Annotated in this window: 20 protein-coding genes; 12 read left to right on the plus strand and 8 right to left on the minus strand. The window is 72.6% G+C overall.

Going from position 1 to position 20,509, the window contains the following annotated elements; translation table 11 throughout:
* Nucleotides 1–348 precede the first annotated feature (348 nt).
* From ACG2DA_RS03555 to flhA, 4 genes are all read right to left on the minus strand, one after another.
* A complete protein-coding gene (locus tag ACG2DA_RS03555; RefSeq protein ID WP_395254092.1) occupies nt 349–1,173 on the minus strand; it encodes a FliA/WhiG family RNA polymerase sigma factor in 825 nt (274 codons plus the stop codon).
* Nucleotides 1,174–1,243: 70 nt separating this feature from the next.
* Nucleotides 1,244–1,525: a hypothetical protein gene (locus ACG2DA_RS03560; RefSeq protein WP_395254093.1), complete on the minus strand. Its 282-nt coding sequence runs from the start codon at nt 1,523–1,525 to the stop codon at nt 1,244–1,246.
* A 143-nt stretch (nt 1,526–1,668) separates the two neighbouring features.
* A complete protein-coding gene (locus tag ACG2DA_RS03565; RefSeq protein ID WP_395254094.1) occupies nt 1,669–2,802 on the minus strand; it encodes a hypothetical protein in 1,134 nt (377 codons plus the stop codon).
* 68 nt (nt 2,803–2,870) lie between these two features.
* Nucleotides 2,871–5,102 (minus strand): flagellar biosynthesis protein FlhA, encoded by a 2,232-nt coding sequence (flhA, locus tag ACG2DA_RS03570; protein WP_395254095.1) that lies wholly within the window; start codon nt 5,100–5,102, stop codon nt 2,871–2,873.
* A 551-nt stretch (nt 5,103–5,653) separates the two neighbouring features.
* Here flhA and ACG2DA_RS03575 point away from each other — a divergent pair.
* From ACG2DA_RS03575 to ACG2DA_RS03590, 4 genes are all read left to right on the plus strand, one after another.
* Complete coding sequence (locus ACG2DA_RS03575) at nt 5,654–6,796, plus strand: calcium/sodium antiporter (RefSeq protein ID WP_395254096.1); 1,143 nt, start codon at nt 5,654–5,656, stop codon at nt 6,794–6,796.
* A 514-nt stretch (nt 6,797–7,310) separates the two neighbouring features.
* Nucleotides 7,311–7,910: a hypothetical protein gene (locus ACG2DA_RS03580; RefSeq protein ID WP_395254097.1), complete on the plus strand. Its 600-nt coding sequence runs from the start codon at nt 7,311–7,313 to the stop codon at nt 7,908–7,910.
* A gap of 279 nt (nt 7,911–8,189) precedes the next feature.
* The gene (locus ACG2DA_RS03585) at nt 8,190–9,875 is read left to right on the plus strand and encodes an AAA family ATPase (RefSeq protein WP_395254098.1); all 1,686 of its coding nucleotides are present in this window, start codon (nt 8,190–8,192) and stop codon (nt 9,873–9,875) included.
* 151 nt (nt 9,876–10,026) lie between these two features.
* Complete coding sequence (locus ACG2DA_RS03590; RefSeq protein ID WP_395254099.1) at nt 10,027–10,407, plus strand: hypothetical protein; 381 nt, start codon at nt 10,027–10,029, stop codon at nt 10,405–10,407.
* Nucleotides 10,408–10,491: 84 nt separating this feature from the next.
* On the opposite strand, the gene ACG2DA_RS03595 is transcribed toward ACG2DA_RS03590, so the two are convergent.
* Nucleotides 10,492–10,812, minus strand: a complete 321-nt coding sequence (locus ACG2DA_RS03595) for a hypothetical protein (RefSeq protein WP_395254100.1) — start codon at nt 10,810–10,812, stop codon at nt 10,492–10,494.
* Between the two features lie 220 nt (nt 10,813–11,032).
* Between ACG2DA_RS03595 and ACG2DA_RS03600 the strand changes: the two genes are divergently transcribed.
* The 7 genes from ACG2DA_RS03600 (at nt 11,033) to ACG2DA_RS03630 (ending at nt 16,358) form a co-directional block, all read left to right on the plus strand.
* A complete protein-coding gene (locus tag ACG2DA_RS03600) occupies nt 11,033–11,533 on the plus strand; it encodes a hypothetical protein (RefSeq protein WP_395254101.1) in 501 nt (166 codons plus the stop codon).
* Between the two features lie 149 nt (nt 11,534–11,682).
* Nucleotides 11,683–12,195 (plus strand): GNAT family N-acetyltransferase, encoded by a 513-nt coding sequence (locus ACG2DA_RS03605; protein WP_395254102.1) that lies wholly within the window; start codon nt 11,683–11,685, stop codon nt 12,193–12,195.
* A 184-nt stretch (nt 12,196–12,379) separates the two neighbouring features.
* Nucleotides 12,380–13,375, plus strand: coding sequence for a ThuA domain-containing protein (locus ACG2DA_RS03610; RefSeq protein WP_395254147.1), 996 nt, complete (start codon nt 12,380–12,382; stop codon nt 13,373–13,375).
* Between the two features lie 3 nt (nt 13,376–13,378).
* Entirely contained in the window at nt 13,379–13,783 is a 405-nt protein-coding gene (locus ACG2DA_RS03615; RefSeq protein WP_395254103.1) for a hypothetical protein, read from the plus strand.
* A 7-nt stretch (nt 13,784–13,790) separates the two neighbouring features.
* On the plus strand, nt 13,791–14,675 hold the full coding sequence (locus ACG2DA_RS03620; RefSeq protein ID WP_395254104.1) for a hypothetical protein: 885 nt from the start codon (nt 13,791–13,793) through the stop codon (nt 14,673–14,675).
* Between the two features lie 142 nt (nt 14,676–14,817).
* A complete protein-coding gene (locus ACG2DA_RS03625) occupies nt 14,818–15,465 on the plus strand; it encodes a hypothetical protein (RefSeq protein WP_395254105.1) in 648 nt (215 codons plus the stop codon).
* Between the two features lie 131 nt (nt 15,466–15,596).
* Nucleotides 15,597–16,358, plus strand: a complete 762-nt coding sequence (locus ACG2DA_RS03630; RefSeq protein WP_395254106.1) for a methyltransferase family protein — start codon at nt 15,597–15,599, stop codon at nt 16,356–16,358.
* Between the two features lie 110 nt (nt 16,359–16,468).
* On the opposite strand, the gene ACG2DA_RS03635 is transcribed toward ACG2DA_RS03630, so the two are convergent.
* Nucleotides 16,469–17,680: an aminotransferase class V-fold PLP-dependent enzyme gene (locus tag ACG2DA_RS03635; protein ID WP_395254107.1), complete on the minus strand. Its 1,212-nt coding sequence runs from the start codon at nt 17,678–17,680 to the stop codon at nt 16,469–16,471.
* A gap of 256 nt (nt 17,681–17,936) precedes the next feature.
* Nucleotides 17,937–18,449: a SufE family protein gene (locus ACG2DA_RS03640; RefSeq protein ID WP_395254108.1), complete on the minus strand. Its 513-nt coding sequence runs from the start codon at nt 18,447–18,449 to the stop codon at nt 17,937–17,939.
* Between the two features lie 271 nt (nt 18,450–18,720).
* Between ACG2DA_RS03640 and ACG2DA_RS03645 the strand changes: the two genes are divergently transcribed.
* Nucleotides 18,721–19,194 carry a response regulator gene (locus ACG2DA_RS03645; protein WP_395254109.1) on the plus strand — a complete coding sequence of 158 codons (474 nt, stop codon included), beginning with the start codon at nt 18,721–18,723 and terminating at the stop codon, nt 19,192–19,194.
* Between the two features lie 186 nt (nt 19,195–19,380).
* Here ACG2DA_RS03645 and ACG2DA_RS03650 read toward each other — a convergent pair whose 3' ends face one another.
* Nucleotides 19,381–20,139 carry a sugar phosphate isomerase/epimerase family protein gene (locus ACG2DA_RS03650; RefSeq protein WP_395254110.1) on the minus strand — a complete coding sequence of 253 codons (759 nt, stop codon included), beginning with the start codon at nt 20,137–20,139 and terminating at the stop codon, nt 19,381–19,383.
* Nucleotides 20,140–20,509 lie beyond the last annotated feature (370 nt).

The following is a 20,509-nucleotide window of genomic DNA, read 5'->3' on the forward strand; positions in this document are numbered from 1 at the left end:
CGCCCAGTGCGGCCCGGCGGTTGCCGCGACGCCCCCGCGGACGACGGCCGGCGCCGAGGAGGACGACGACTCGGACGACGAGAACGGGAACCGCTCGCCGGAGTTGGTCGGCTCCGCGACCGGCGACGAGGACGACGACTGACGCGGACGAGCAGGGCGGGTTCGATACCAGCCCGGAGCGCAAGCTCCGGCGGTGCGTCTCGTCGCCCCGACGCACGGCCGATGCTTGCGTCTCGGGCTGGTCTCAGGGCGAAGCGAGCCATTCCCGAACGCGAAACGTCCCGGCCCTGAGGAGGGCCGGGACGCTGCGATCGCGGGCGGATTGGGCCGGCCTCGGCCGGGCCGGGCTCAGCCGAACTCGGGGCGGCGGGGGGCGAGTTGTTCCTTCAGGCGGGCGACGATGCTGCTGTGCATCTGGGAGACGCGGCTCTCGGAGAGGCCGAGGGTGCCGCCGATCTCCTTCATCGTCAGTTCCTCGTAGTAATAGAGGATGACGATGAGGCGCTCGTTCCGGTTCAGGCCCTTGGTGACCATCTTCATGACGTCCCGCTTCTGAATCCCGCCGGTGGGATCGTCGCTGCGGCCGTCTTCGAGGACGTCGATCTCGGAGACGTCCCGCGAGCCGTCCGTCTCGTACCACTTCTTGTTGAGGGAGACGAGGCCCACGGCGTTCGCCTCGGCCTTGAGCTTGGCGAACTCCTTGGGGTCGAGCTCCATCTTCTTGGCGATCTCGGCGTCCGTGGGCGGACGGCCGGCCTCGGCCTCGGCGGCCTTGCGGGCGTTCTCCAGCTTCGTCGCCTTGGAGCGGACGAGGCGGGGGACCCAGTCCATGCTGCGGAGTTCGTCCAGCATGGCGCCGCGGATCCGGGGCACGCAGTAGGTCTCGAACTTGACGCCGCGGTCCAGATCGTAGGCGTCGATGGCGTCCATCAGGCCGAAGACGCCGCTGCTCATCAGGTCGGCGATATCGACGCCGTCCGGCAGCTTTTGCCAAACCTTTTCCGCGTTGTACCGCACGAGGGGCAGGTAACGTTCCACCAAGGTGTTGCGGACCTGCCGATTGTTCTGGTCGGCCTTGTAGGCTTTCCAGAGAGCCGCCGTCTCCTCGGGGCCCAGGGCGCTGTTTTCGGTGCGGGAAGTGAGTCCTCGCAGGCCAGTCGTCCGTAACGCCATCGACCGCTCCGTGGTCTAAAAAGTGCCGGGTTCGCCGGGGGCCGTCCCCGGCGAGTCAGGTGGTTTCGCCTCAGGCGGCCGCGGGGGCCGCCGTGTTCCCAATCGGTTTGTTCGCAATCGCTTCGGAGGGCTGAGCCCCCCGATTCGCCTCGGCGGCCAGCTCGCGTTGAGCCAGCTCGGTGGCGAGTCGTCCGCAGGCGCCGCCGGCGATCAGGCCGGGGAGGAACCCGAAGCCCGCCGCCAGGAGAGCCGACCAGAGGGCCGCGTCGGCGTCGGTTCCCCGGGCCGCGTCCCGCAGGACGCTCGCCACGAAAACCACCGTCGCCAGCCGCACGCCGAAGGCCGTCGCCACGCCGTTCTCCCCGTGCGTCCGTGGTTCGTCTTGTGAAAGACCCCGCGCGGACCGTTCCCGCGGACCCCGCTGGTATCGTCACCGGGCGGTCCGCGGCTTGAGCGAAGTTCGACCGGCCGTCACGGCCGCCCGAACCGGGTCGGTTATGAAGCCGCCTCCCGAATCCGTGCGGAGCCGTGAGTCGCAGCGCCGGCGGTCCGGACGCCCGCCGCCGGGCCGCCGGGGGCGGCTTCGGTCAGCAGAGGTTCCCAGTCGCCCAGGCAGGCCGCGGCGAGGTTCGCCGGGGTCGCCTCGCAGATGTCGTCCGGCACGTCCTGCCCGAAGGTCAGCGTGCTGACCGGGGCCGGCGGGGCGCTCCGCAGCAGGTCCACCGCGGCCCCGGCGCCCTCGGCCTCGTCCAGCTTGGACAGCACCAGGGAGGACGGCCGCAGCCGGCCGTACCGCAGGGCGGCCCGTTGCAGGGCCCGGTGACCGGCGGCCACGGAGAGCACCAGGTGAGCCTCGACCGCCGTGCCGTCCGCACAGCGGGCCGACAGCAGGGAGGCCAGTTCGGATAGGTGGGCGTCGTCCCGCGGGGCCCGGCCGGCGGTGTCGATCAGGACCACGTCGCAGCCGCGGAGCTTGTAGAGGGCTTCGGGCAACGCGGCGGCGTCGGCGGCGACCTCGAAGGGGGCCGCGAGGATGCGGGCGTAGGTGGCGAGCTGCTCGACCGCCCCGATCCGGTAGGTGTCCGCGGTGACCAGCCCCACCCGGCGGCCGCCGCGGAGGGACAGGCGGGCGGCGAGCTTGGCGAGGGTCGTGGTCTTGCCGACGCCCGTCGGGCCGATGAACGCGGCGACGTGGCGGCGGGTCGGGTCGGCGGCGACGCCGCCGCGGACCGGCAGGTCCTCGGCCAGCACGGCGGCCACGTCGGCCAGCGGGGCGTCGCCGAGGTTGTCCACGTAGTACTGGGCGGCGGCGGGGGCGAAGTCCCGGGCCGTCAGCCGGGCGAACAGCGGACGCTGCTCCGCCGGCGGAGCCTTCGGCAGGGCGCCGGTGCGGGTCAGTTCCCGCACGATGTTCGCCGCGTGGGCCGTCCGGGGGTCCAGACGCTCCCCGGACCGGGCCGCGGTCCGCGGGGTCACCTCGGCGGTCACTTCGACTTCCCGCCCGGCTCCCCCGGCTCGGCCCGGCAGCGTGCGGCTGCTCAGCAGGGAGGCGTCGGGGCCGAACTCGTCCCGCACCCGGCGGAGAGCGTCCCGCATGGTGGCGGCACGGAAGGTGCGAATCTCACTCATCGGGGTGCTCACGGACGGGGGGAAGGAGGAAGGGAGGCGTGTCGAGGGAGGAGGGAAAAGTCAGGGCGTCAGGCGAAGGCCGCCAAGGGCGATTTCGGCGGGGCCGGCTCGGCGGCGGGGGCGGCGGCGGTTGGGGCCGGCTTGCCGGCGGACCGCAGGCCCTCGGCGGCGAGTTGCCCGTGCACTTCAAGGTTCGTGTCTCGGGTCACTTCCGTGAGGCTCATCACCGTGAGCTTCGGCAGCTTGTCGCGGACGATCTCCCGCAGCCCCAGCCGGACCTGCGGGCCGACCAGCACGATCGGGGCGTGCCCGGCGGCGGTCAGCTTGGTCAGTTCGTTCTTCAGGCCCCGCACCACCGCGTCGCGGACGACCGGCGGCAGGGTCAGCACGAAGCCGCCCTCGCGGAATTCGCTCTTGGAGGCGATCAGCTCCTCGGCGGCCGGATCCAGGCTAACGACGTGCAGCACGCCGGCGTCGTCGCGGTGCAGCTCGCAGAGGGTGCGGGCGAGGGCGTGCCGGGCGCATTCCGTCAGAAAGTGCGGGTCCTTGGTGCGGCCGGCGTGATCGGAGAGGGCTTCCAGGATCGCCTCCAGGTCCCGCACCGGCACCCGCTCCCGCAGGAGGTTCGCCAGCACGGCCTGCACCTGGCCGGCCCGCAGCATCTCCGGCACGACTTCCCCGACCAATTCCGGGCAGCGCTCCTTGAGGTGATCGAGGAGGGCGTGCGTCTGCTGACGGGTGAGCAGTTCGGCGGCGTGGTCGCGGACGATCTCGGTCAGGTGCGTGACGACCACCGCGGCCGGTTCGACGACATGGTAGCCCATCAGGGCGGCCCGTTCGGCGGCGGTCGGATCGACCCACACGGCCGGGCGGCCGAAGGCCGGGTCCACGGTCGGCATCCCCGGGGGGGCGCCGCTGGCGGAGCCGGTGTCCACGGCGAGTTTCGCGTTCGCGTGGCACTCCCCGCTGGCGATCACCACGCCCCGGATCTTCACCCGGTAGCTGTTCGGGTCCATCGTCGGCACGTCGCGGAACCGCACCTTCGGCAGGATGATGCCCAGTTCGCCCGCCACGTTCCGCCGCACCTTCGCCACCCGGTCCAGCAGGTCCCCGCCGGCACTGGGATCGACCAGCTTGAGCAGATTGACCCCCAGTTCGAGAGCCAGCGGCTCCACGGTCAGTTCGTCCTCGGGCTTCGGCTCCGGGGCCTTGCCGGCGGACTTGTCTTTGTTCGGGGAGGTCTCGTCGGCGTCCTCGCCGGCGGCGTGGGCCTCCTTCTCGTCGGTCTTGCCGCCCAGGGTCCAGCCGACGACGCCGCACACCCCGGCGAGGCTCAGCAGCGGGGCGGCCGGCAGGCCGGTGAAGGCCAGCGCCGCCAGGAACCCGCCGGCCAGGAACATGCTTTCCCGGTAGCGGAACAGCTGCGTGACGATCTCCGTCGGCAGGTGCGTGCTGTTGCTCGACCGGGTGACGATCAGGCCGGCGGCCAGCGAGATCAGGAAGGCCGGCACCTGGCTGACCAGCCCGTCGCCGATCGTCAGCGTGGTGAACACCGTGGCGGCGGTGCCGACGTTCATCCCCTCTTCAATCACGCCGACGTACAGCCCGCCGGCGATGTTGATGCAGGTGATGACGATGCCGGCGATCGCGTCGCCGCGGACGAACTTGCCGGCGCCGTCCATGGCCCCGTAGAAGTCCGCCTGGCTGGTCACGTCGTCGCGGCGGCGTTTGGCCTCCTCCTGGTCGATCAGACCGGCGGAGAGGTCGGCGTCGATCGCCATCTGTTTGCCGGGCATCCCGTCCAACGCGAACCGGGCGGCGACTTCGCCGACGCGGGTGGCGCCCTTCGTGATGACCAGAAACTGGATCGCCACGAGGATCACGAACAGGATCAGCCCCACCGCGAGGTTGTCCCCGGAGACGAACGAGCCGAAGGCCTCGATCACCCCGCCGGCGGCGTTGGTCCCGTCGCTGGCGGCCTTGGAGAGGATCAGCCGGGTGCTCGCCACGTTCAGCACCAGCCGGGAGAGCGTGGTGCCCAGCAGCACGGCGGGGAACACGCTGAACTCCAGCGGCCGCCGCACGTAGACCGTCACCAGCAGGATGACGGTGGCGAGGGTCACGTTCGCCGCCAGCATCAGGTCGAGGATCGCCGCCGGCAGCGGGACGATGATGACCAGCACGGCGCCGCACAGCAGCGCCGGAAACAGCAGCGCCCGCCCGCTGGCCACGGCCCCGCCGAACGCCCCGTCCGCCGCGAAGGGCGAAGAGCCGGCGGCAAGGGAGGACGCGGCGGGCATACCGGGGGCGGCGACCCCTGAGGGGTCGGTTCGAACGGAACGAGTTGGGGGGTGGAGAGTCGCGACGCCGCCCGGTTCGGACCGGGGCGGCGGGGGAGTGACGACGGGCGGGGGTGTAGTTTCGCCCGGCCGGCGGAGTCCAGACTTGCAAACCAGAATTGTAACTCTTGCCCTCAAGATTCCCCGGACCCCTGTTTTTGAGGGGCGGGACGAGCGGCAGCCGACGGCCCCCCGGCGGGCCGATTCGTGAGTGAGGGGTGTTGAGCGACGAGCCAGAGGCGGGGCGGGGCAACCGATCCGCTCGCCCGGCGGCCCCCCCGCTCGCCCTCCTCCCTCCTCCCTCCTCCCTCCTCCCTCCCCACTCCTCCCTCAAAATGCCGATCGCCCCCCGCCCGGCTCACACGCCGGCTCGGTCGGGCCGCCCCGTCGTCACGCCGTCGCCGAGCGCCTATTCTGTGCGGTTCGGAACGGGACGCGGCCCGGCGGCGCCCGCGTCGGTTCGCGGGGCGGGGGTTGTGGATTCGTCCGGCCTCTCTTGAAGAACGAACGTGATGACCTGGGTGACGCTGGCGGCGGGGTTGGCCGTGTTGACGGTCGGGGCGGAGGCGTTGGTGCGGGGGGCCGCCCGGCTGGCGGGCACGCTGGGCATCCCGCCGCTGATCGTCGGGCTGACGGTCGTGGCCTTCGGGACCAGCGCCCCGGAGTTGGTCGTGAGCCTGCACGCCACGCTCGCCGGGCGGCCGGACGTCGCCCTGGGCAACGTCGTCGGCAGCAATAACTTCAACGTGCTGGTGATCCTCGGGGCCTCGGCGCTGGTCGTGCCGCTGCGGGTCGCGGAGCAGTTCGTCCGGTTCGACGTGCCGGTGATGATCGCCCTCTCCGGCCTCGTGCTGCTGCTGGCCCTCGACGGCCGCGTCGGCGGGATCGACGGCGCCCTCCTCACGACCGGGCTGGTCCTCTACATCGCCCGGGCCGTCCTGACGAGCCGCGGCCGTTCCGACGCCGAGCCCGCCGGGGCCGCCCCCGCCGCGAACCGGCCCGCCACCGAGCCCGCCGCCCCCGCCGCGACCGAGCCCGCCGCCCCCGCCGCGACCGAGCCCGCCCGGGGGAAGGGCGGCGTCTGGCTTTCGCTGCTGTGGTTGGCGGGGGGGTTGGCGGCGCTGGCGCTGGGGTCGCGGCTGTTCGTCGACGCGGCGACGGAGCTGGCCCGCGGGTTCGGGGTGTCGGAGCTGGTCATCGGCCTGACGGTCGTCGCGGCGGGCACCTCGCTGCCGGAGGCGGCCACCTCGATCCTCGCCGCCGTCCGCGGGGAGCGGGACATCGCGGTGGGCAACGTCGTGGGCAGCAACATCTTCAACCTGCTCGGGGTGCTCGGGCTCTCTGCCCTGCTCTCCGGCGGCGGGGTGACGGTCTCGCCGGCGGCCCTGCGGTTCGATCTGCCGGTGATGGTCGCCGTCGCCGTCGTCTGCCTGCCGATCTTCTGGACCGGGCAGGTCGTCGCCCGCTGGGAGGGCGCCCTGCTGCTGGCCTACTACGCGGCCTACACCGGCTGCCTGTTCGCCGCCGCCTCCGGCGCCGCCTGGGCGGAGAACCCCGGCCCGGCCACGCTGGCCGTCGTCCTGCTCCTCGCCGTCGCCCCCGTGGCGCTCTCCGCCGCCCTGTCGGTGCGGGCGAGGGGCAGGAGCGAGGGGTGAGGAGTGAGGAGCGACGGCGAGCGGGGGGCGTGAGCCCCCTGTGCGACGCGGGGCGAACGCGGCGGAGTGAGGAGTGATGGGTGAGGCGGGAGGAGGGCGATCGGGCGACGCGTGCCCCGGAGGCCGTGACCGTTCGCGGGTGACGAGTGAGCGAACGAGGGGGTCGGCGGGCGGCCCCGGAGGCGTGCCCCGCACCGCCGTCGCCGCCGTAACGCCTTGGCCCCGAGGAACCTCCGCCGCGTCGACTCGGATCGGCACGGCAATCGATCGCGTGCGCCCGTGGCGGACGGCGTCCCCCTGCGTCCAGCGTGTCGTCCCCACTTTTCGGCGGTGTCGCTCCCGTCGGGAACCGACCCCGACCTCCTTCAGCCGGACGCCGAGCGGCTGAACCCGGATTGATCCGTCCGGTTCTGCCGGTCCTAACGGTCATGGTCTCCGCGTGGCGGTTGGGGGCCTGCTCATCCCTCGACCACGCCGCTTCACCCCCTCGCTCCGAGCGCTCTGGAGAGACCCCATGAACCACCTCCTCAAAGTCGCCGCCCTATCTTTGGGCGCCCTCGCGGCCACCAGCCTTTCCGCCGGCACGGCCCAGGCCCAGGTCACGGATAACGATGTCCGCGGCGATCTGACCAACCGGAACGGCAAGGTCATCGGGTCGTTCGAAGGCGTGTTCGAGGTGACGGAATTCACCGTCGAAGGCAATCAGCTGATCGCCAACGGCACCCTTTCCGGCGACCTGCTGAACAAGAAGGGCAAGGTGACCCGGTCGATCAGCGAGGATCTCAGCGCCCCCGTTCAGTCCCTGACGATGATGGACACGAACGCGACGGCGACGGGGACGGACCGGGCGGCGATGGCGGCCGACTCCTGCATGATCCTCGACCTCGACCTTGGCCCGCTGGACCTCAACCTCCTCGGGCTCGTGATCGACCTCGAACCGATCGTCCTCGACATCTTCGCCGTCCCGTCCGACGGGGCGCTCGGCAGTCTGCTTTGTGCGTTGGTCGGCCCGGACGGGCTGATCTCCGACATCGCCGGCCTGCTCGAAGATCTGATCAGCGCCAACCTCTTGGACTCCTTTCTCGACTTCCTGAACGGCCTGCTTGAGGCCTGACCGAACGGCCGGCGACGGCCTTCGTCACAACGACGGCGTCCCGCCCCCGTCCCCGCCGCGGGGACCGGGCGGGGCGACCGGACCGCGGAGAGGCCGGAGGGGTTCGTCCCTCCGGCCTCTCTTTTTTGCGTGGATCAAAGCCTTACGAGACAGGGCTCGGCGGGGTCCGGCGGCGGGCGGGGCGGGGGCGAAACGTCCCGGTTCGGGGTCTAGGGGGGAGAGGTCGTCATCCGGCCGCCCCCCCGATTTCCCATTCGAACCTCGCACCGACCCCGCCCGATGAACGCGATTCCCCCGTCCCGGCTGCCCGCCTCCGTCGTCGACGACGGCCCCTCCCGCGACGAGATGGCCGAACGCGGGTTCCTCGGCAGCGTGCTGCTGACCGGAACCCTGCCGACCGACGAGTCCGCCAACCTCACCGCCGACGACTTCTTCTCCGACCGCAACACCGCCGTCTTCGAGAGCCTGCACCGGGTCGCGGCGGCGGGGCGGAAGATCGACCTCGTCACCGTCGCCGACGACCTCGCCCGGGCGAACCGGTTGGAGGCCGCCGGCGGACTGCTGCACCTCGACACGCTGCTGCAAGAGACGCCCCACGCCGGCCACGGCCGCGACTACGCCGCCATCCTGCGGGAGCACGCCCGCCGCCGGGCCGTCCGCTACGCGGTGCGGGAGGGGGCGAACGACGACCCCGACGCCCTCGCCGCCGCTCTCGCCGAGGTCGCCGAACGCTTCCCCCCGCTGACCGGCCCCGCCGACCGGCAGGGGGAACTCACGCTGCGGATGCTCTGCGACGTGCCCCGCCGCCCGGTGCGGTGGCTCTGGCCGGAGCGGCTGGCCGTCGGCAAGCTGAACCTGCTCGCCGGGGAGCCGGACCGCGGCAAGAGCTTCCTCACCTGCGATTTGGCGGCCCGCGTCACCCGCGGACTGCCCTGGCCGGACGGTCGCGGCCACGCCCCGGCCGGCACGGCATTGATGCTGAACGCCGAGGACGCCGCCGACGACACGCTCGGCCCCCGCTTCGACGCCGCCGGCGGCGACCCGGCCCGGCTGGCCGTGTTGGAGGCCGTCAAGGACCCCGGCCGCCCGGAGCGCTGCTTCGACCTCTCCCGCGACCTGCCCCGCCTGGACGCGGCCCTGGACCGGCTGGCCGAGATCGCTCCGCCGCGGCTGGTGGTGATCGACCCGCTGGGCGCCTACATGGGCGGCTCCGACAGCTACAAGGACGCCGAGGTCCGCGGCCTGCTCGCCCCGCTGGCCCGCCTCGCCGAACGCCGGGACGTGGCGGTGGTGCTGGTCTGCCATCTGAACAAGGGGAACCACGGCGGGACCCCGCTGTCCCGCATCACGGGCAGCGGCGGCATCGGGGCGGCGGCCCGCTGTGCCTGGCTGGCCGGGTCCGACCCGGACGAGACCCCGGAACTCGGCCGCCCCCCGCGACGGCTGCTGGTCAGCCTGAAGAACAACCTCGCCGCCGCCGTGGGCGGGCTGGCGTACCGCATCAGCGGCGACGACCCGGGGTTCGGGGGAGGGGGGAGGAGTGATGAGGGAGGAGTATTGAGCGATGAGCCGTTCCCCGACCCGCCGGGCTTTGAGGGGGCGAACTTCGCCGGTTCCTCCTCCCCCCTGCCCCCTGCCTCCTCCCCCGACGCCGCCCCGCCGCGGGTCTGGTGGGACCCGACGCCGGTGGAGACGACGGCCGCCGCGGTGCTGTCCGCCGCCGCCGGCCCGAACGACCGCGGTTCGACGGAGGACGAGGACGCCCGCTGCGAAACCTGGCTCCGAGCGGAGCTCATGAGCCACGGCGGCACGGCCCCGAGCAAGACCGTGACAGACGCAGCCTGTGAGGCGGGGATCACGGAGAACCGGCTCCGTCGAGCCCGAAAGGCGCTGGACGTGCGGGCGACGAAGCGGGCGTTCGGCGGCGGGTGGGAACTGTCCCTGCCCGACGCCGGAGAGCCGTGACGGTCGACCGTCAGCCCCAAGGCGGCGAAGGCGTGTCCCCCCGGGGCCGCCCGCCTTCGCCGCCTTCGGGTGATCCGAGCGTTCGAGAGGGCGGAGCAGACTGACTGCTCGGTATCCTCGGCCGCGTTCCGGTTCCCCAGCGGCGGCGGTCATGCGGTGTCTCGATCATCTCGACAGCCACGCCGTCGCCCTGTGCGTGCACTGCGGACGGGCGATGTGCGGGGCCTGCCTGCGGCGGTCGGCCCACGACTGCTGCGTCTGTTCCGACGCCTGTGCGGCAGCCAGCGACGAATTCGACCGGGTGATCGGCACGAGTCGGCGGACGAACCAAGGGATGCTCCGCGGAGCCGCTTGGGTCATGTACTTTCTGGCCTTGCTGATCGCAGCGCCGGCGGCGTTGGGTGTCGTGCAGGGCGTCTGGGTCTTCGCAGTGATGACCGGCGGATTTGCGGCGCTCATCGGCGCCGTCGGCGTCGTCATGCACGTCGCCGCGGCCCGGCTGTACGAAGAATCGCCGCCGCGGACGGGATGACTCACGTCACCCCCACTCTGGACGAGCTGAACGGGAGCCTGTCGCGGCCGTGTCCAGGCGGGGCGGTGGACGAGAAGGCTCAAGTCACTTGGTCGGGGGGGGAGGGAGTCGGCGGTAGGACCGCTCGACCACCCGCCACGGTTCGTCGAAGTAAGCCGGCGGCGGCCGGTCGATCCGGCCGAGAGCGTCGAGGAAACACGCTCGTTCGACTTCCCAGTAATACCGCAGCAGATCAGGGTCGAAGTCGATCAGCAGGGTCGGGACGTTGTGCAGGTGGTCGGCGAGGGCCTGACACCATGCCGCGTCGTCCGGGCCGTTACGGATGAGGATCAGCGTGCACCGGAGCAGTTCGAGGAACGCCTCCCGCAGCGGATCGGGGCACGGCCGGGGCGTTCGCGGTTGCATCGAGGGGCGGCCAGCGGGCAGGAGACGGCGGTCGTCACGATCATATCTACCGAGAGTCGAGCCTGTCCCTCTCGCACGGCTCCCCCCCAAGGTCGCCCAAGGCGGCGAAGGCGGGCCCCCCCGGGGGGACACGCCTTCGCCGCCTTCGTAGGAACCGCTCGTCGCCGGGCGGCGGGGGGCGTAGGGTGGGGCCGGTTCCTTCGATTCGGCGGAGGTTCGGATGACTCGCTCTACGCTGCTCAAAACGCTGGTCGCCGCGGTGGCGCTGCGGTGGCTGGTTTCTTGGGGCGTGCAGGGAACGAGGGAGCGACGGCAGGCCCGGGAGGAGGAGGCCCGCCTGGCCACGCAGACGATCCTGCACACCCTCGCTTGGCATCAGCTGTGGCTGTTCGAGCGGGGCGAGCCGAACCCGCTGCTCTCCGACGCCCCGCTCGGCAATCTCGCGGCGTCCGCCGGTCGGCTGCGGCCCGAGGACGACTGGCGGGTCTCCGCCGACTGGTTCCACCACCCCGCGATCAGCACGCACGGCCCCGCGGCCCGCGACGGGTGGGGCCGCCCGCTGCGGCTGGTCGTGCCGTGGGACGAAACGGTCCGGGTCTCCAGCGCCGGCCGCGACGGCGTCCACGGCACGGACGACGACCTTGCCGTCTCCCTTCACTACCGCTCCCTGCACCGCGACCGGCAACCCGAGCCGCGACCGGCGATTCGCACAGGGGACTGACGTCCCCCGCTCGCCTTCTGCCCTACTCAATACCCCTCACTCCTCCCCCCTCACCCCTCACTCCTCCCTGCCCCGCTCGGGGTTGAACCGCGGCGGGGCGGGCGGTGTCCTTCCGGGCGGGGGTTTCTCGCAGACGGGAGCGTGGCGTGGTGCGGATCGTGCCGTGGGCGGAGGAGTTTCGGCCGGCGTTCGAAGCCCTCAATCGGGAGTGGTTGGAGGTCCTGTTCGCCGTCGAACCGGCCGACGAGGCCTATTTCGCCGATCCGGTCGGCACGATTCTGGAGCCCGGCGGGGCGATCTGGTTCGCCGTGGACCGGGACGTCGCCGCGGACCGGGACGTCGCCGTGGACCGGGAGGTCGCCGTGGGGACCGTGGCCCTGATCCGGCAACCGGACGCGACCTTCGAGCTGGCCAAGATGGGCGTCACCGCGGCGTGGCGGGGCCGGGGCGTCGGGCGGGCGCTGGTCGAAACCGCCCTCGCCCACGCCGCCGCCGAAGGGGCGGGGCGGGTGACGCTGCTGTCCAATACGAAACTGACCGCCGCCCTGCGGCTGTACGAACGGCTCGGCTTCCGCCGCGTCCCCTGCCCCCCCGCGACCGGCTATTCCCGCTGCGACGTGGCGATGGAGTTGGCGTTGGACGGGGTGAGGAGTGTTGAGTGAGGGGCGTTGAGTGAGGGGTCGGGAGTGAAGCGTCCGCGGCGCCCTCTCGCAAAACTCCTCACTCCTGACTCCTCACGCCTGACTCCCGTCCCCCGCCGCTCCGGGCCGCGTTGCGGGCGGCGGGCGGGGGCGGCGAGGATGGGGCGGTCGCTCGTGTCCCCGTTCGAGGTTCGTCGCCGTGGTTCTGTCCCGTCGGTTCCTGCTCGCCGTGACGGCAGGCCTGTGCGTGCTGCCCGGGGTCGGGGAGGCGGAGGAGACGAAGCCGCCGCTGCGGGCCCTGATCGTCGACGGGCAGAACAATCACACGGATTGGCCGCTCATCACCGTGATGATGAAGCGGTATCTGGAGGAGACCGGGCTGTTCGCGGTGGACGTGGCCCGCACGCGGTTCACCTGGCGGGGCGACCGGCGGGCCGAGTGGCTGCCGCGGGCCGGGGCCGGGGAGAGCGTCGATCTGCCGCGACCCAAGACCGATCCGCGGTTCAGCCCGGAGTGGTCGAAGTACGACGTGGTGATCTCGAACTTCGGCAACGACGCCGCCCCCTGGCCGGAGGAGACGAAGGCGGCCTTCGAAGAGTACGTGGCCGGCGGGGGCGGGTTCGTCAGCGTGCACGCGGCCGACAACAGCTTCGGCGACTGGCCGGCCTACAACCGCATGATCGGCGTCGGCGGCTGGGGCGGCCGCGGGCCGGACGCGGGGGTCTACGTGTACGTGAACGACGCCGGCGAACTGGTCCGCGACGCCTCCGACCCCGGCCGGGCCGGCGCCCACGGCGGGCGGGAGCCCTTTCCCATCGTCCGCCGATCGGAACACCCGATCGTGCAGGGCCTGCCGGAGCGGTGGAAACACGCCGCCGACGAGTGCTACGCCCGGCTCCGCGGCCCCGCCGAGAACCTCACGGTGCTGGCGACCGGCAAGGATCAGACCGACAACGCCCCCAGCGATCGGCACGAACCGGTGTTGATGACGATCCGCTACGGCGAGGGCCGCGTGTTTCACACCACGCTGGGGCACTCCGCGGAGGCCTGCGAAAGCGTGGACTTCCTCGTCACCCTCACCCGCGGCGCCCAATGGGCCGCCACCGGCGAAGTCACCCTGCCGGTGCCCGACGACTTCCCCACCGCCGAGGCGACCTCCTCCCGGCCGTTCCCGGGGCTCGACCGCGACGCGACGAACTGACGAATGGCCGCCGAAGCCCCCGTTTACCAGTGCATGACGAAGGGGACCGACCGGGAGTCCGGCGGGCCGCGGTTCTCGGCGAGCTGGGTCGGGGCCCGGCGGGGGACGTTCAAGGTGTTCGCGGACCGCATTGAGGTCGGCGACTGGCGGATTCCGTTCGAGCAGATCGACCGAGCCGTGCTGCACCGGGCGACCTATCTGCCGTTCGTGAAGGTCGGCGTGCTGGAGCTGGACGCCGCCGGCCGGACGTACCAGTTCGGGTTCAACCCGTGGGCCGCCCCGGAGGAGCATCTGCCGTTCCCGGTCGAGGAACGGGAGGGGCCGATGGGATACTCGCAATTCAGCGTGGCCGTCCGGCTGGTCGCGGCGGCGGCCCTGCTCTACTTCCTGTTCGACGCCCTGACGTAGCCCCGCCGTGACCGCCGAGACCCACGTCGTCGACGACCGCACCTTCCTGCTCGGGCTGGACGAGCTCTACCGCCGGGCGATGAAGCCGCACGAGCGGGGCGAACTGCTCGACGCCGCCCGCGAGACCGCCGCCGCCCTCTCCGTCGCCCCGGCGACCGGGCCGGTCGAGGGGTACTATGCGGAGGACGAGGCCCTGACGGAGTACTTCCAACTCGTGCGGGCGTTGCAGGACGTGTCGGCCGGACGGGAGCCGGAGGTCGCCGGCCTGCCGGGCTACCGACGGCTGCGGGAGGTGACCGGCTCCCCGCTGTTCGGCCCGTCGACGCAGACCGGGGATCTGCTGCCGGCCGGGAAGGACCCGCTGTCGCGGGCGCTGGGCAAGACGTTTCCGGACGACTGGGCCGTCGAGACGCTGACCGCGGCGGCCTACGCGGAAGCGGCGGCGGACGAGGACGATTGCTCGTTGGTCGCCTTGGCCGCCCTCGCCCGCGACGCCGTGCCCCTGGCCGCCCTGCGGGAGACGGCCGTGCTGTACGCGGCGGTGATGGCTGGCGGGTCGCCGCTCGTGGAGCAGCAGCCAGAATACATTTGGTCGGTGGACGAGACGATCTGTGAGCGGGCGGCCCGGTTCGTGGCGACGTTCAACACGCTGTTCGATGAACGCCTGCCCGCCCCGGTTCCGGAGCACGCGGAGCGGTATGGGTCCGCCGCGAAGCCGGGTCGGCTACTCGGTCGCTGCGTGCGGATCGGGCTCGACGACCGGACCGACCCGCCCCGGCAGTACCACTGGGCGCTGCGGCTGGGCGCCGGCGGGTTGGAGGTCCACGCCTTTTGGGACGAGGAACTCTGGACGACGGAGCGGTACCGCGAAACGCTGTTCGAAACGTTCTGAGGGCGATCGCCGCAGGGACCGGCGAGGTCAGACGGCGGGGTCGCCGACGAGAGGGCCGACCGCGGCTCGACCAAAGCCGTTCCGATGAGGGCCCCGTCAGCTTTCTCGGCAGAAACCCCGTCCCGCCGACGTCGGAGCATCCATGAACCGCCGGGCCAAACTTCGGATCGGCAACGCCCTGACGAAGGGCCCGTGGACGCTCCACGTGCCGGACCGGGTCGGATGGAAGTACGTCGAATCACAGCACAGCCTGCACTGGCACGACCCGCAGGGCCTGACGTGGCGGTCGGTCCGGCTCTACTGCGACGCCTGCGGGGACGACGAGGAGGGCTACCTCGACCCCATCGCCCGGCTGGCGAGGTGGGACCGGCTGGACGACCTGCAGGCCGCCCCGGAAGGCTGGCCGGACGTGCGGATCGAGCGGTTCCGGCTGCCCCTCGACTGCCCGACGGTGCAGGCTGAAGTCCGCCGCCAGCAGGAGGCCGTGCAGGCGTTGCGATTCCGCACGCTCGGCCTGCCCACGCGGCGGGACTTCGGCGAGCACGGCCCCTGGGAGGCCGGGCGCTTCGAGATCCGGACGGGCGGCGGGTGGGACGACCTGAAATGGCGGGGCGACCTCGGCACGGACTCCCCGCTGGCGGACGCACTGGACCGGCTCGCCGCGATCGTCCGCGACGCCGGCGACCCGCTGCCGCCGACAGCGTTCGTCGAATGCTACGACACCAGCTTCGAGGCCCTCGCCGACGGCCGCCGCTGGGACTGGAACGGGATTCCCACGCCGCCGGAGTGAGCGGTCCGAGACGCCTCGGGGGGGTTGACGCCGCCCGCTCGCCCTCTGTTTCTTCCTCACTCCCGACTCGCCCCCGCATCGCCCCCAAGTCTCCTCACCCTTCGCTCGTCACTCCTCACTCAGCCATCCCCGTGTCCCGTCGTCCTGCTGAACGAACGCCCCCGCGGTCCCACGGGAGCCGGTCGGCGTGGGGCGGGGCCGCGGGGATCGTGGCGGCGACGGCGGCGTTCGCGGCGGTGCACAGTCTGCTGGCCTCCCGCCGGGTGAAGCGGGCGGTAGGCGAGCGGATCGGAGAGCGGAATCGGGCCGGGCTGTACCGGGTCCTCTACAACGGCACGGCGGTCGCGGGGGCGGGGCTGGTCGCGGTCGTCGCCGTGCGGGCGCCGGGGCGGACGCTGTATCACGTTCGCGGGCCGGCGGCGGGGGCGCTGCGGGTCGGGCAACTGGCCGGCACGCTGTTCGCCCTGGCGGCGGTGCGGCAGGTGGGCGTGACGCGGTTCCTCGGTCTGCCGAGCGCCCTGGCCTGGCTGGGGGACGGGCCGGTCCCGGAGACGCCGGAGGGTCAGGGGCCGGCGCTGGACGCCGTCGGGCTGTCCCGGGCCGCCGGGCCGTTCGCCTGGAGCCGGCACCCGCTGAACCTCGCCCCGCTGCCGATCCTCTGGCTGAACCCGCGGATGACCACGAACCTCGCCGCCTTCAACGCCGCCGCGACGCTGTACCTCGTCGTCGGCTCGAAGCACGAGGAGGCCCGCCTCCGCGAGGCGTACGGCGAGCGGTACGTCGCCTACCAACGCAGCGGCGTCCCCTTCTACCTCCCCGCCCCCCGGGCCGGCGCCACGCGACCGCTCCCGGGGCCGGACGATGCGGCGGCGGTTGAAGGGGAGATTGAGTAAGGCGAGAAGTGAGGGGTGATGAGGGAGGGGCGCCGCGGGCTCGTCACTCCTCCCCCCTTCCTCCTCCCCCCTTCCCCGCACCGCTCCGGGGCCTCGCCTTCCCCGCTCGCCTAGGCCAGCCGGAGGCGGATGCGGGCGGCGAGGAGGGCGTCGATGAGGACGTCCACCTCCGCGGGGGTGTTGTAGACGCCGAAGCTGGCCCGGGTCGTCGCCGGCACGCCGAGCAGATCGTGCAGCGGCATCGTGCAGTGGTGGCCGTGGCGGACGGCGATCCCGCGGCGGTCCAGCAGGAAGTTCAGGTCCTCCGCGGCGGCGCCCTCCACCGTGAAGCTGGCGAGGGCGGCCCGCTGCTCCGCCTCCGGGCCGTAGACCCGCAGGCCGGGGACCTCGGAGAGCCGCTCCGAGGCGTAGGCGGCCAGTTCGCGGTCGTGGGCCTCCACGGCGTCCCAGCCGAGCCCTTCCAGCCAGTTCACCGCGGCGCCGAGGCCCACGACCTCCGCGATCGGCGGGGTGCCGGCCTCGAACTTCGCCGGGGGCGGGGCCCACTCGCTGCGGTCGGCGAAGACCCGGTGGATCATGTTCCCCCCGCCCTGCCACGGCGGCATGGCCTCCAGCAACTCCCGCCGGCCGTACAGCACGCCGACGCCGGTGGGGCCGTACAGCTTGTGGCCGCTGAAGGTGAGGAAGTCGCAGCCCCACGCCCGCACGTCGGTCCGCCGGTGCGGGGCGAACTGGGCGGCGTCGATCAGGCTGACGGCCCCGACCGAGCGGGCGGCGTCGCAGAGGGCCCGCACGTCCGGCAGCGTGCCCAGCACGTTGCTGCACGCCGTGACCGCCAGCAGCTTCGTGCGGTCGCCGAGGGCTTCGTCGAGCCGCCCCATGTCGATCCGGCCGTCGTCGGTGAGGGGGAGGAACCGTAGTTCGGCCCCGGTCTCCTCCGCGACCATCTGCCAGGGCACCAGGTTGCAGTGGTGCTCCATGAGGGTCGTCGCGATCACGTCGCCCTCACCCAGGTTCGCCCGGGCCCACGTCTGGGCGACGAGGTTGACCCCGGCGGTCGTGCCGGCGGTGAAGACGATTTCGGAGGCGTCCTCCGCGTTGACGAACCGGCGGCAGTCCTCGCGGGCCTGCTCCACGGCGCCGGTCACCCGCCGGCCGAGCGTGCTTTTGCCGCGGTGGACGTTGGAGTAGTACTCCTCGAAGCACTCCCGCATCGCGTCCAGCACGGCGGCCGGCTTCTGGGCGGTGGCGCCGCTGTCGAGGTACGTCAGCGTCTTCCCATTCGGCAGCGGCCGGTTCAGGATCGGAAACTGGGCCCGCACGGCGTCCACGTTCAGCGGCGTCGTCGGCGGGGCGGCGGGGGGGGAGGGAGGAGTGATGGGCGTTGAGTGAGGAGTGAGGAGTCAGAACGTGAGGAGCCGGAGGGCGAGCGGCGGGCATGAGCCCGCTGAGGCGAAATTCTTGCGGGAAGCGAGCGCCTCTCGGGGCGACGCTCTGCGTCGCCCCGCAGGGGACGCGGAGCGTCCGGCCGCTCCGCGGCCCGTGCGTCCCGACGCAGAGCGTCGGGACGAGCGGACGTCACCCCTCCCCTTCGACCCGGAACCGGGCCGCCTCGCCGCGGATCCGCTGGACCATCCCGGCGAGGCCGCTTTTGCGGGCGCTGGAGAGGTGTTCGTCCAGGCCGAGGGAGGAGAAGACCTCCTCCACGTCCACATCGAGGGCCTCGGCGGGGGTCTTGCCGTCGAAGGTGGCCAGCAGCACGGCGATCAGGCCGTTGACGATCATCGCGTCGCTCTCGGCGGCGATGTTCAGCCGGCCGTCCCGCTCGTGCACGGTCATCCAGACGAGGCTCTGGCAGCCGTGGACGCGGGTGTCCTCGGTCTTGTCCTCCTCCGGCAGGCGGGGCAGGTCCATGCCGACGTCGATGAGGAACTCGCACTGGTCCTCCCAGTTGCCGAGGAACTCGAACTCCTCGCGGAGCTCCTCCAGCGAGGGCACGGCGGAATCCGGCGAGCCGGGGGCGTGAGCCCCCGGAGCGGAGGCGGACCCGGAGCGGTCGGCGGCGGCGGGGGGCGAAGTCGGGGAGCTCATGCGGGGCAGTATAGACCGATCGCCGCGGAGGGGAGTTCGCCCCTCGCCCCCGCGGGTCGATCGGGCGGCGCCCCGGGCGGGGATTGCGGCGCCGACGGGGACCCCACGGGTTCGGGGAGGCCTTCGGTCGGCGGGGGTCGGATTTCCCCCCCGTGGCGAACGGGCGCCCCGCCGGGCTTTTCACCGCGGCCCCGCGGCCCCATTCTGCCGCGGTCGAACTCGGGCCGGTTCGCCTCCTCCGCCGTCGCTCGCCCCGCCCCTCGGCCCCCCCATGGGAATCGACACGATCGAACGTTCCGAGTCCGCCCCCTCCGTCGACGCCCCGCCCGGATCGGACGCCCCGCACCGGGACGACGGCCGGCCGGTGCGGGCGCTGGTGGTGGACGACCACACCGCCCTGCGGCTCGTGACCGCCTGGGGCCTGAAGAAACAGGGCTATCAGTGCCGCACCGCCGAGAACGGCCGGCAGGCGATGGAACTGCTGGACGGCGGCCTGGACTGCGACGTGATCATCACCGACCTGGCGATGCCGGAGATGAACGGCCGCACGCTCTGTTTGAAGCTGCTGGAGCGGCCCGACCGGCCGGGGCTGATCGTGCTGTCCGGCTCGCTGGACGCCCGCCTTCACGAGGGGCTGGTCGAACTGGGCGTGGACCGGCTGTTCTTCAAGCCGATGGGCCACCGCGAACTCGGCCGGGCCGTCGCCGAGGTCGTCGCCGAACGGGCCGCCGCCCGCTCCGCCTAGAGCGCTCTTCCGCGACGCATCGCGGCGACTACCAGCCCGATGCGCAAGCATCGGCCGTCGGCACAGCCGTGGAGCGGCCCAACGCACGGCCGGAGACTCACGGCCGGAGCTTGCGCTCCGGGCTGGTCAGCCCCGGAGCGGGAGCGTCCCGGCCCCTCCCAGGGGCCGCGACGCGGACGGGTCGCCCTACAGCAGCGTTTCGAGCAGCATCCGCAGCTTGCGGAGTTCCAACGCCCGCTCGTCGGCGGGGACGTTCTCCGGCAGCAGGTCCACGGAGAGGGCGCCGCGGTAGCCCTCCTTCTCCAGCCGGGCGATCAGCTTGGCGTAGTCGATCTCCCCCAGGCCGGTTTTGACCTGCAACCGCTCCTTGGAGGTGTCCCGCAGGTGCACGTGGAAGACGTGGCCGTAGACGGCCTCGCGGTCCACGTCGGCGTAGGGGCCGCCGACGAAGTAGCTGGGATCGTAGGTGATGCCCAGCCCCTTCACCGCCTTGCACAGCTGGACGGCGGTGTCCGGGTCCTCGGTCAGTTCGCCGGAGCGAACCCGCACCGAGACGCGGACGGCCTCCGGCGAGGCGGCGGCGTGGTGGGCCTTCAGGCGGTCCACCTCGTCGTTGAAGGGCGTGCCCAGCGGGGAGGCCGGCACCGTCAGCTGGGCGACCTTCAGGTGCTTCGCCGCCTTGGCGAGCCCGGCGGTGACGCTCGGCGGCACGTCGTCGGCGAGGCAGAACCCGACCGGCGTGAGGCGGGTGGTCTCCCGGAAGGTCGCCGCGAACCGCTCCGGGGCGGCGGCGATCTCGGAGGGCTTCAGCGGGCCCTCGGCTTCGTCCAGGTGCAGTTCCAGCTTGTCGAAGCCGGTTTCCGCGGCGCCCTCGCACAGCTCCGCCAACGAGGGGGACGGGCCCTCGGCGGGAAGAAAACTCTCGGTCGAAACGGCGACGTACACCCGGGGCTCTCCGTGGGAACCGGTCGCCCGGGCGGCGACCCGGGCCTCCATGACAGACGGGGCTCCCGCCGATCGCACGGTGCGGATCGCGGGGCGAGAGGCGAAACTATCCGGCCCGCCGCCGACCGACAAGACGGAGGAGGAAAGGTTTGCCGGTTCCCGCCGGGCGGGGGGGGGACGAAGGAGGGAGGGGGGGTTGAGGGAGGGGGGTTGAGGGAGGAGAGAGCAGGCGAGCGTCAATCCCGGCTGCCGCCAGCGTCGCCGTCACCCCTCCCTCCTCCCTCCTCCCTCAACCCTCCTTCCCGATTGGCGGTTCCCGTCCCCCGCTCGCCTCCCCCCCACACGCCACGGGGGCGAACCACCGGGGGGC

The sequence above is a fragment of the Alienimonas sp. DA493 genome, assembly GCF_043951915.1.
In the GTDB taxonomy this organism is placed as follows: Bacteria; Planctomycetota; Planctomycetia; order Planctomycetales; family Planctomycetaceae; genus Alienimonas.

What these genes read in the sequence shown, in the direction of transcription:
- flhA (WP_395254095.1), bottom strand. Translation starts at nt 5,102, where the DNA reads ATGCCCGCCGCGTCCTCCCTTGCCGCCGGCTCTTCGCCCTTCGCGGCG.
- ACG2DA_RS03615 (WP_395254103.1), top strand. Translation starts at nt 13,379, where the DNA reads ATGGCCGCCGAAGCCCCCGTTTACCAGTGCATGACGAAGGGGACCGAC.
- ACG2DA_RS03600 (WP_395254101.1), top strand. Translation starts at nt 11,033, where the DNA reads ATGACTCGCTCTACGCTGCTCAAAACGCTGGTCGCCGCGGTGGCGCTG.
- ACG2DA_RS03575 (WP_395254096.1), top strand. Translation starts at nt 5,654, where the DNA reads ATGACCTGGGTGACGCTGGCGGCGGGGTTGGCCGTGTTGACGGTCGGG.
- ACG2DA_RS03565 (WP_395254094.1), bottom strand. Translation starts at nt 2,802, where the DNA reads ATGAGTGAGATTCGCACCTTCCGTGCCGCCACCATGCGGGACGCTCTC.
- ACG2DA_RS03640 (WP_395254108.1), bottom strand. Translation starts at nt 18,449, where the DNA reads ATGAGCTCCCCGACTTCGCCCCCCGCCGCCGCCGACCGCTCCGGGTCC.
- ACG2DA_RS03555 (WP_395254092.1), bottom strand. Translation starts at nt 1,173, where the DNA reads ATGGCGTTACGGACGACTGGCCTGCGAGGACTCACTTCCCGCACCGAA.
- ACG2DA_RS03625 (WP_395254105.1), top strand. Translation starts at nt 14,818, where the DNA reads ATGAACCGCCGGGCCAAACTTCGGATCGGCAACGCCCTGACGAAGGGC.
- ACG2DA_RS03580 (WP_395254097.1), top strand. Translation starts at nt 7,311, where the DNA reads ATGAACCACCTCCTCAAAGTCGCCGCCCTATCTTTGGGCGCCCTCGCG.
- ACG2DA_RS03595 (WP_395254100.1), bottom strand. Translation starts at nt 10,812, where the DNA reads ATGCAACCGCGAACGCCCCGGCCGTGCCCCGATCCGCTGCGGGAGGCG.
- ACG2DA_RS03590 (WP_395254099.1), top strand. Translation starts at nt 10,027, where the DNA reads ATGCGGTGTCTCGATCATCTCGACAGCCACGCCGTCGCCCTGTGCGTG.
- ACG2DA_RS03645 (WP_395254109.1), top strand. Translation starts at nt 18,721, where the DNA reads ATGGGAATCGACACGATCGAACGTTCCGAGTCCGCCCCCTCCGTCGAC.
- ACG2DA_RS03585 (WP_395254098.1), top strand. Translation starts at nt 8,190, where the DNA reads ATGAACGCGATTCCCCCGTCCCGGCTGCCCGCCTCCGTCGTCGACGAC.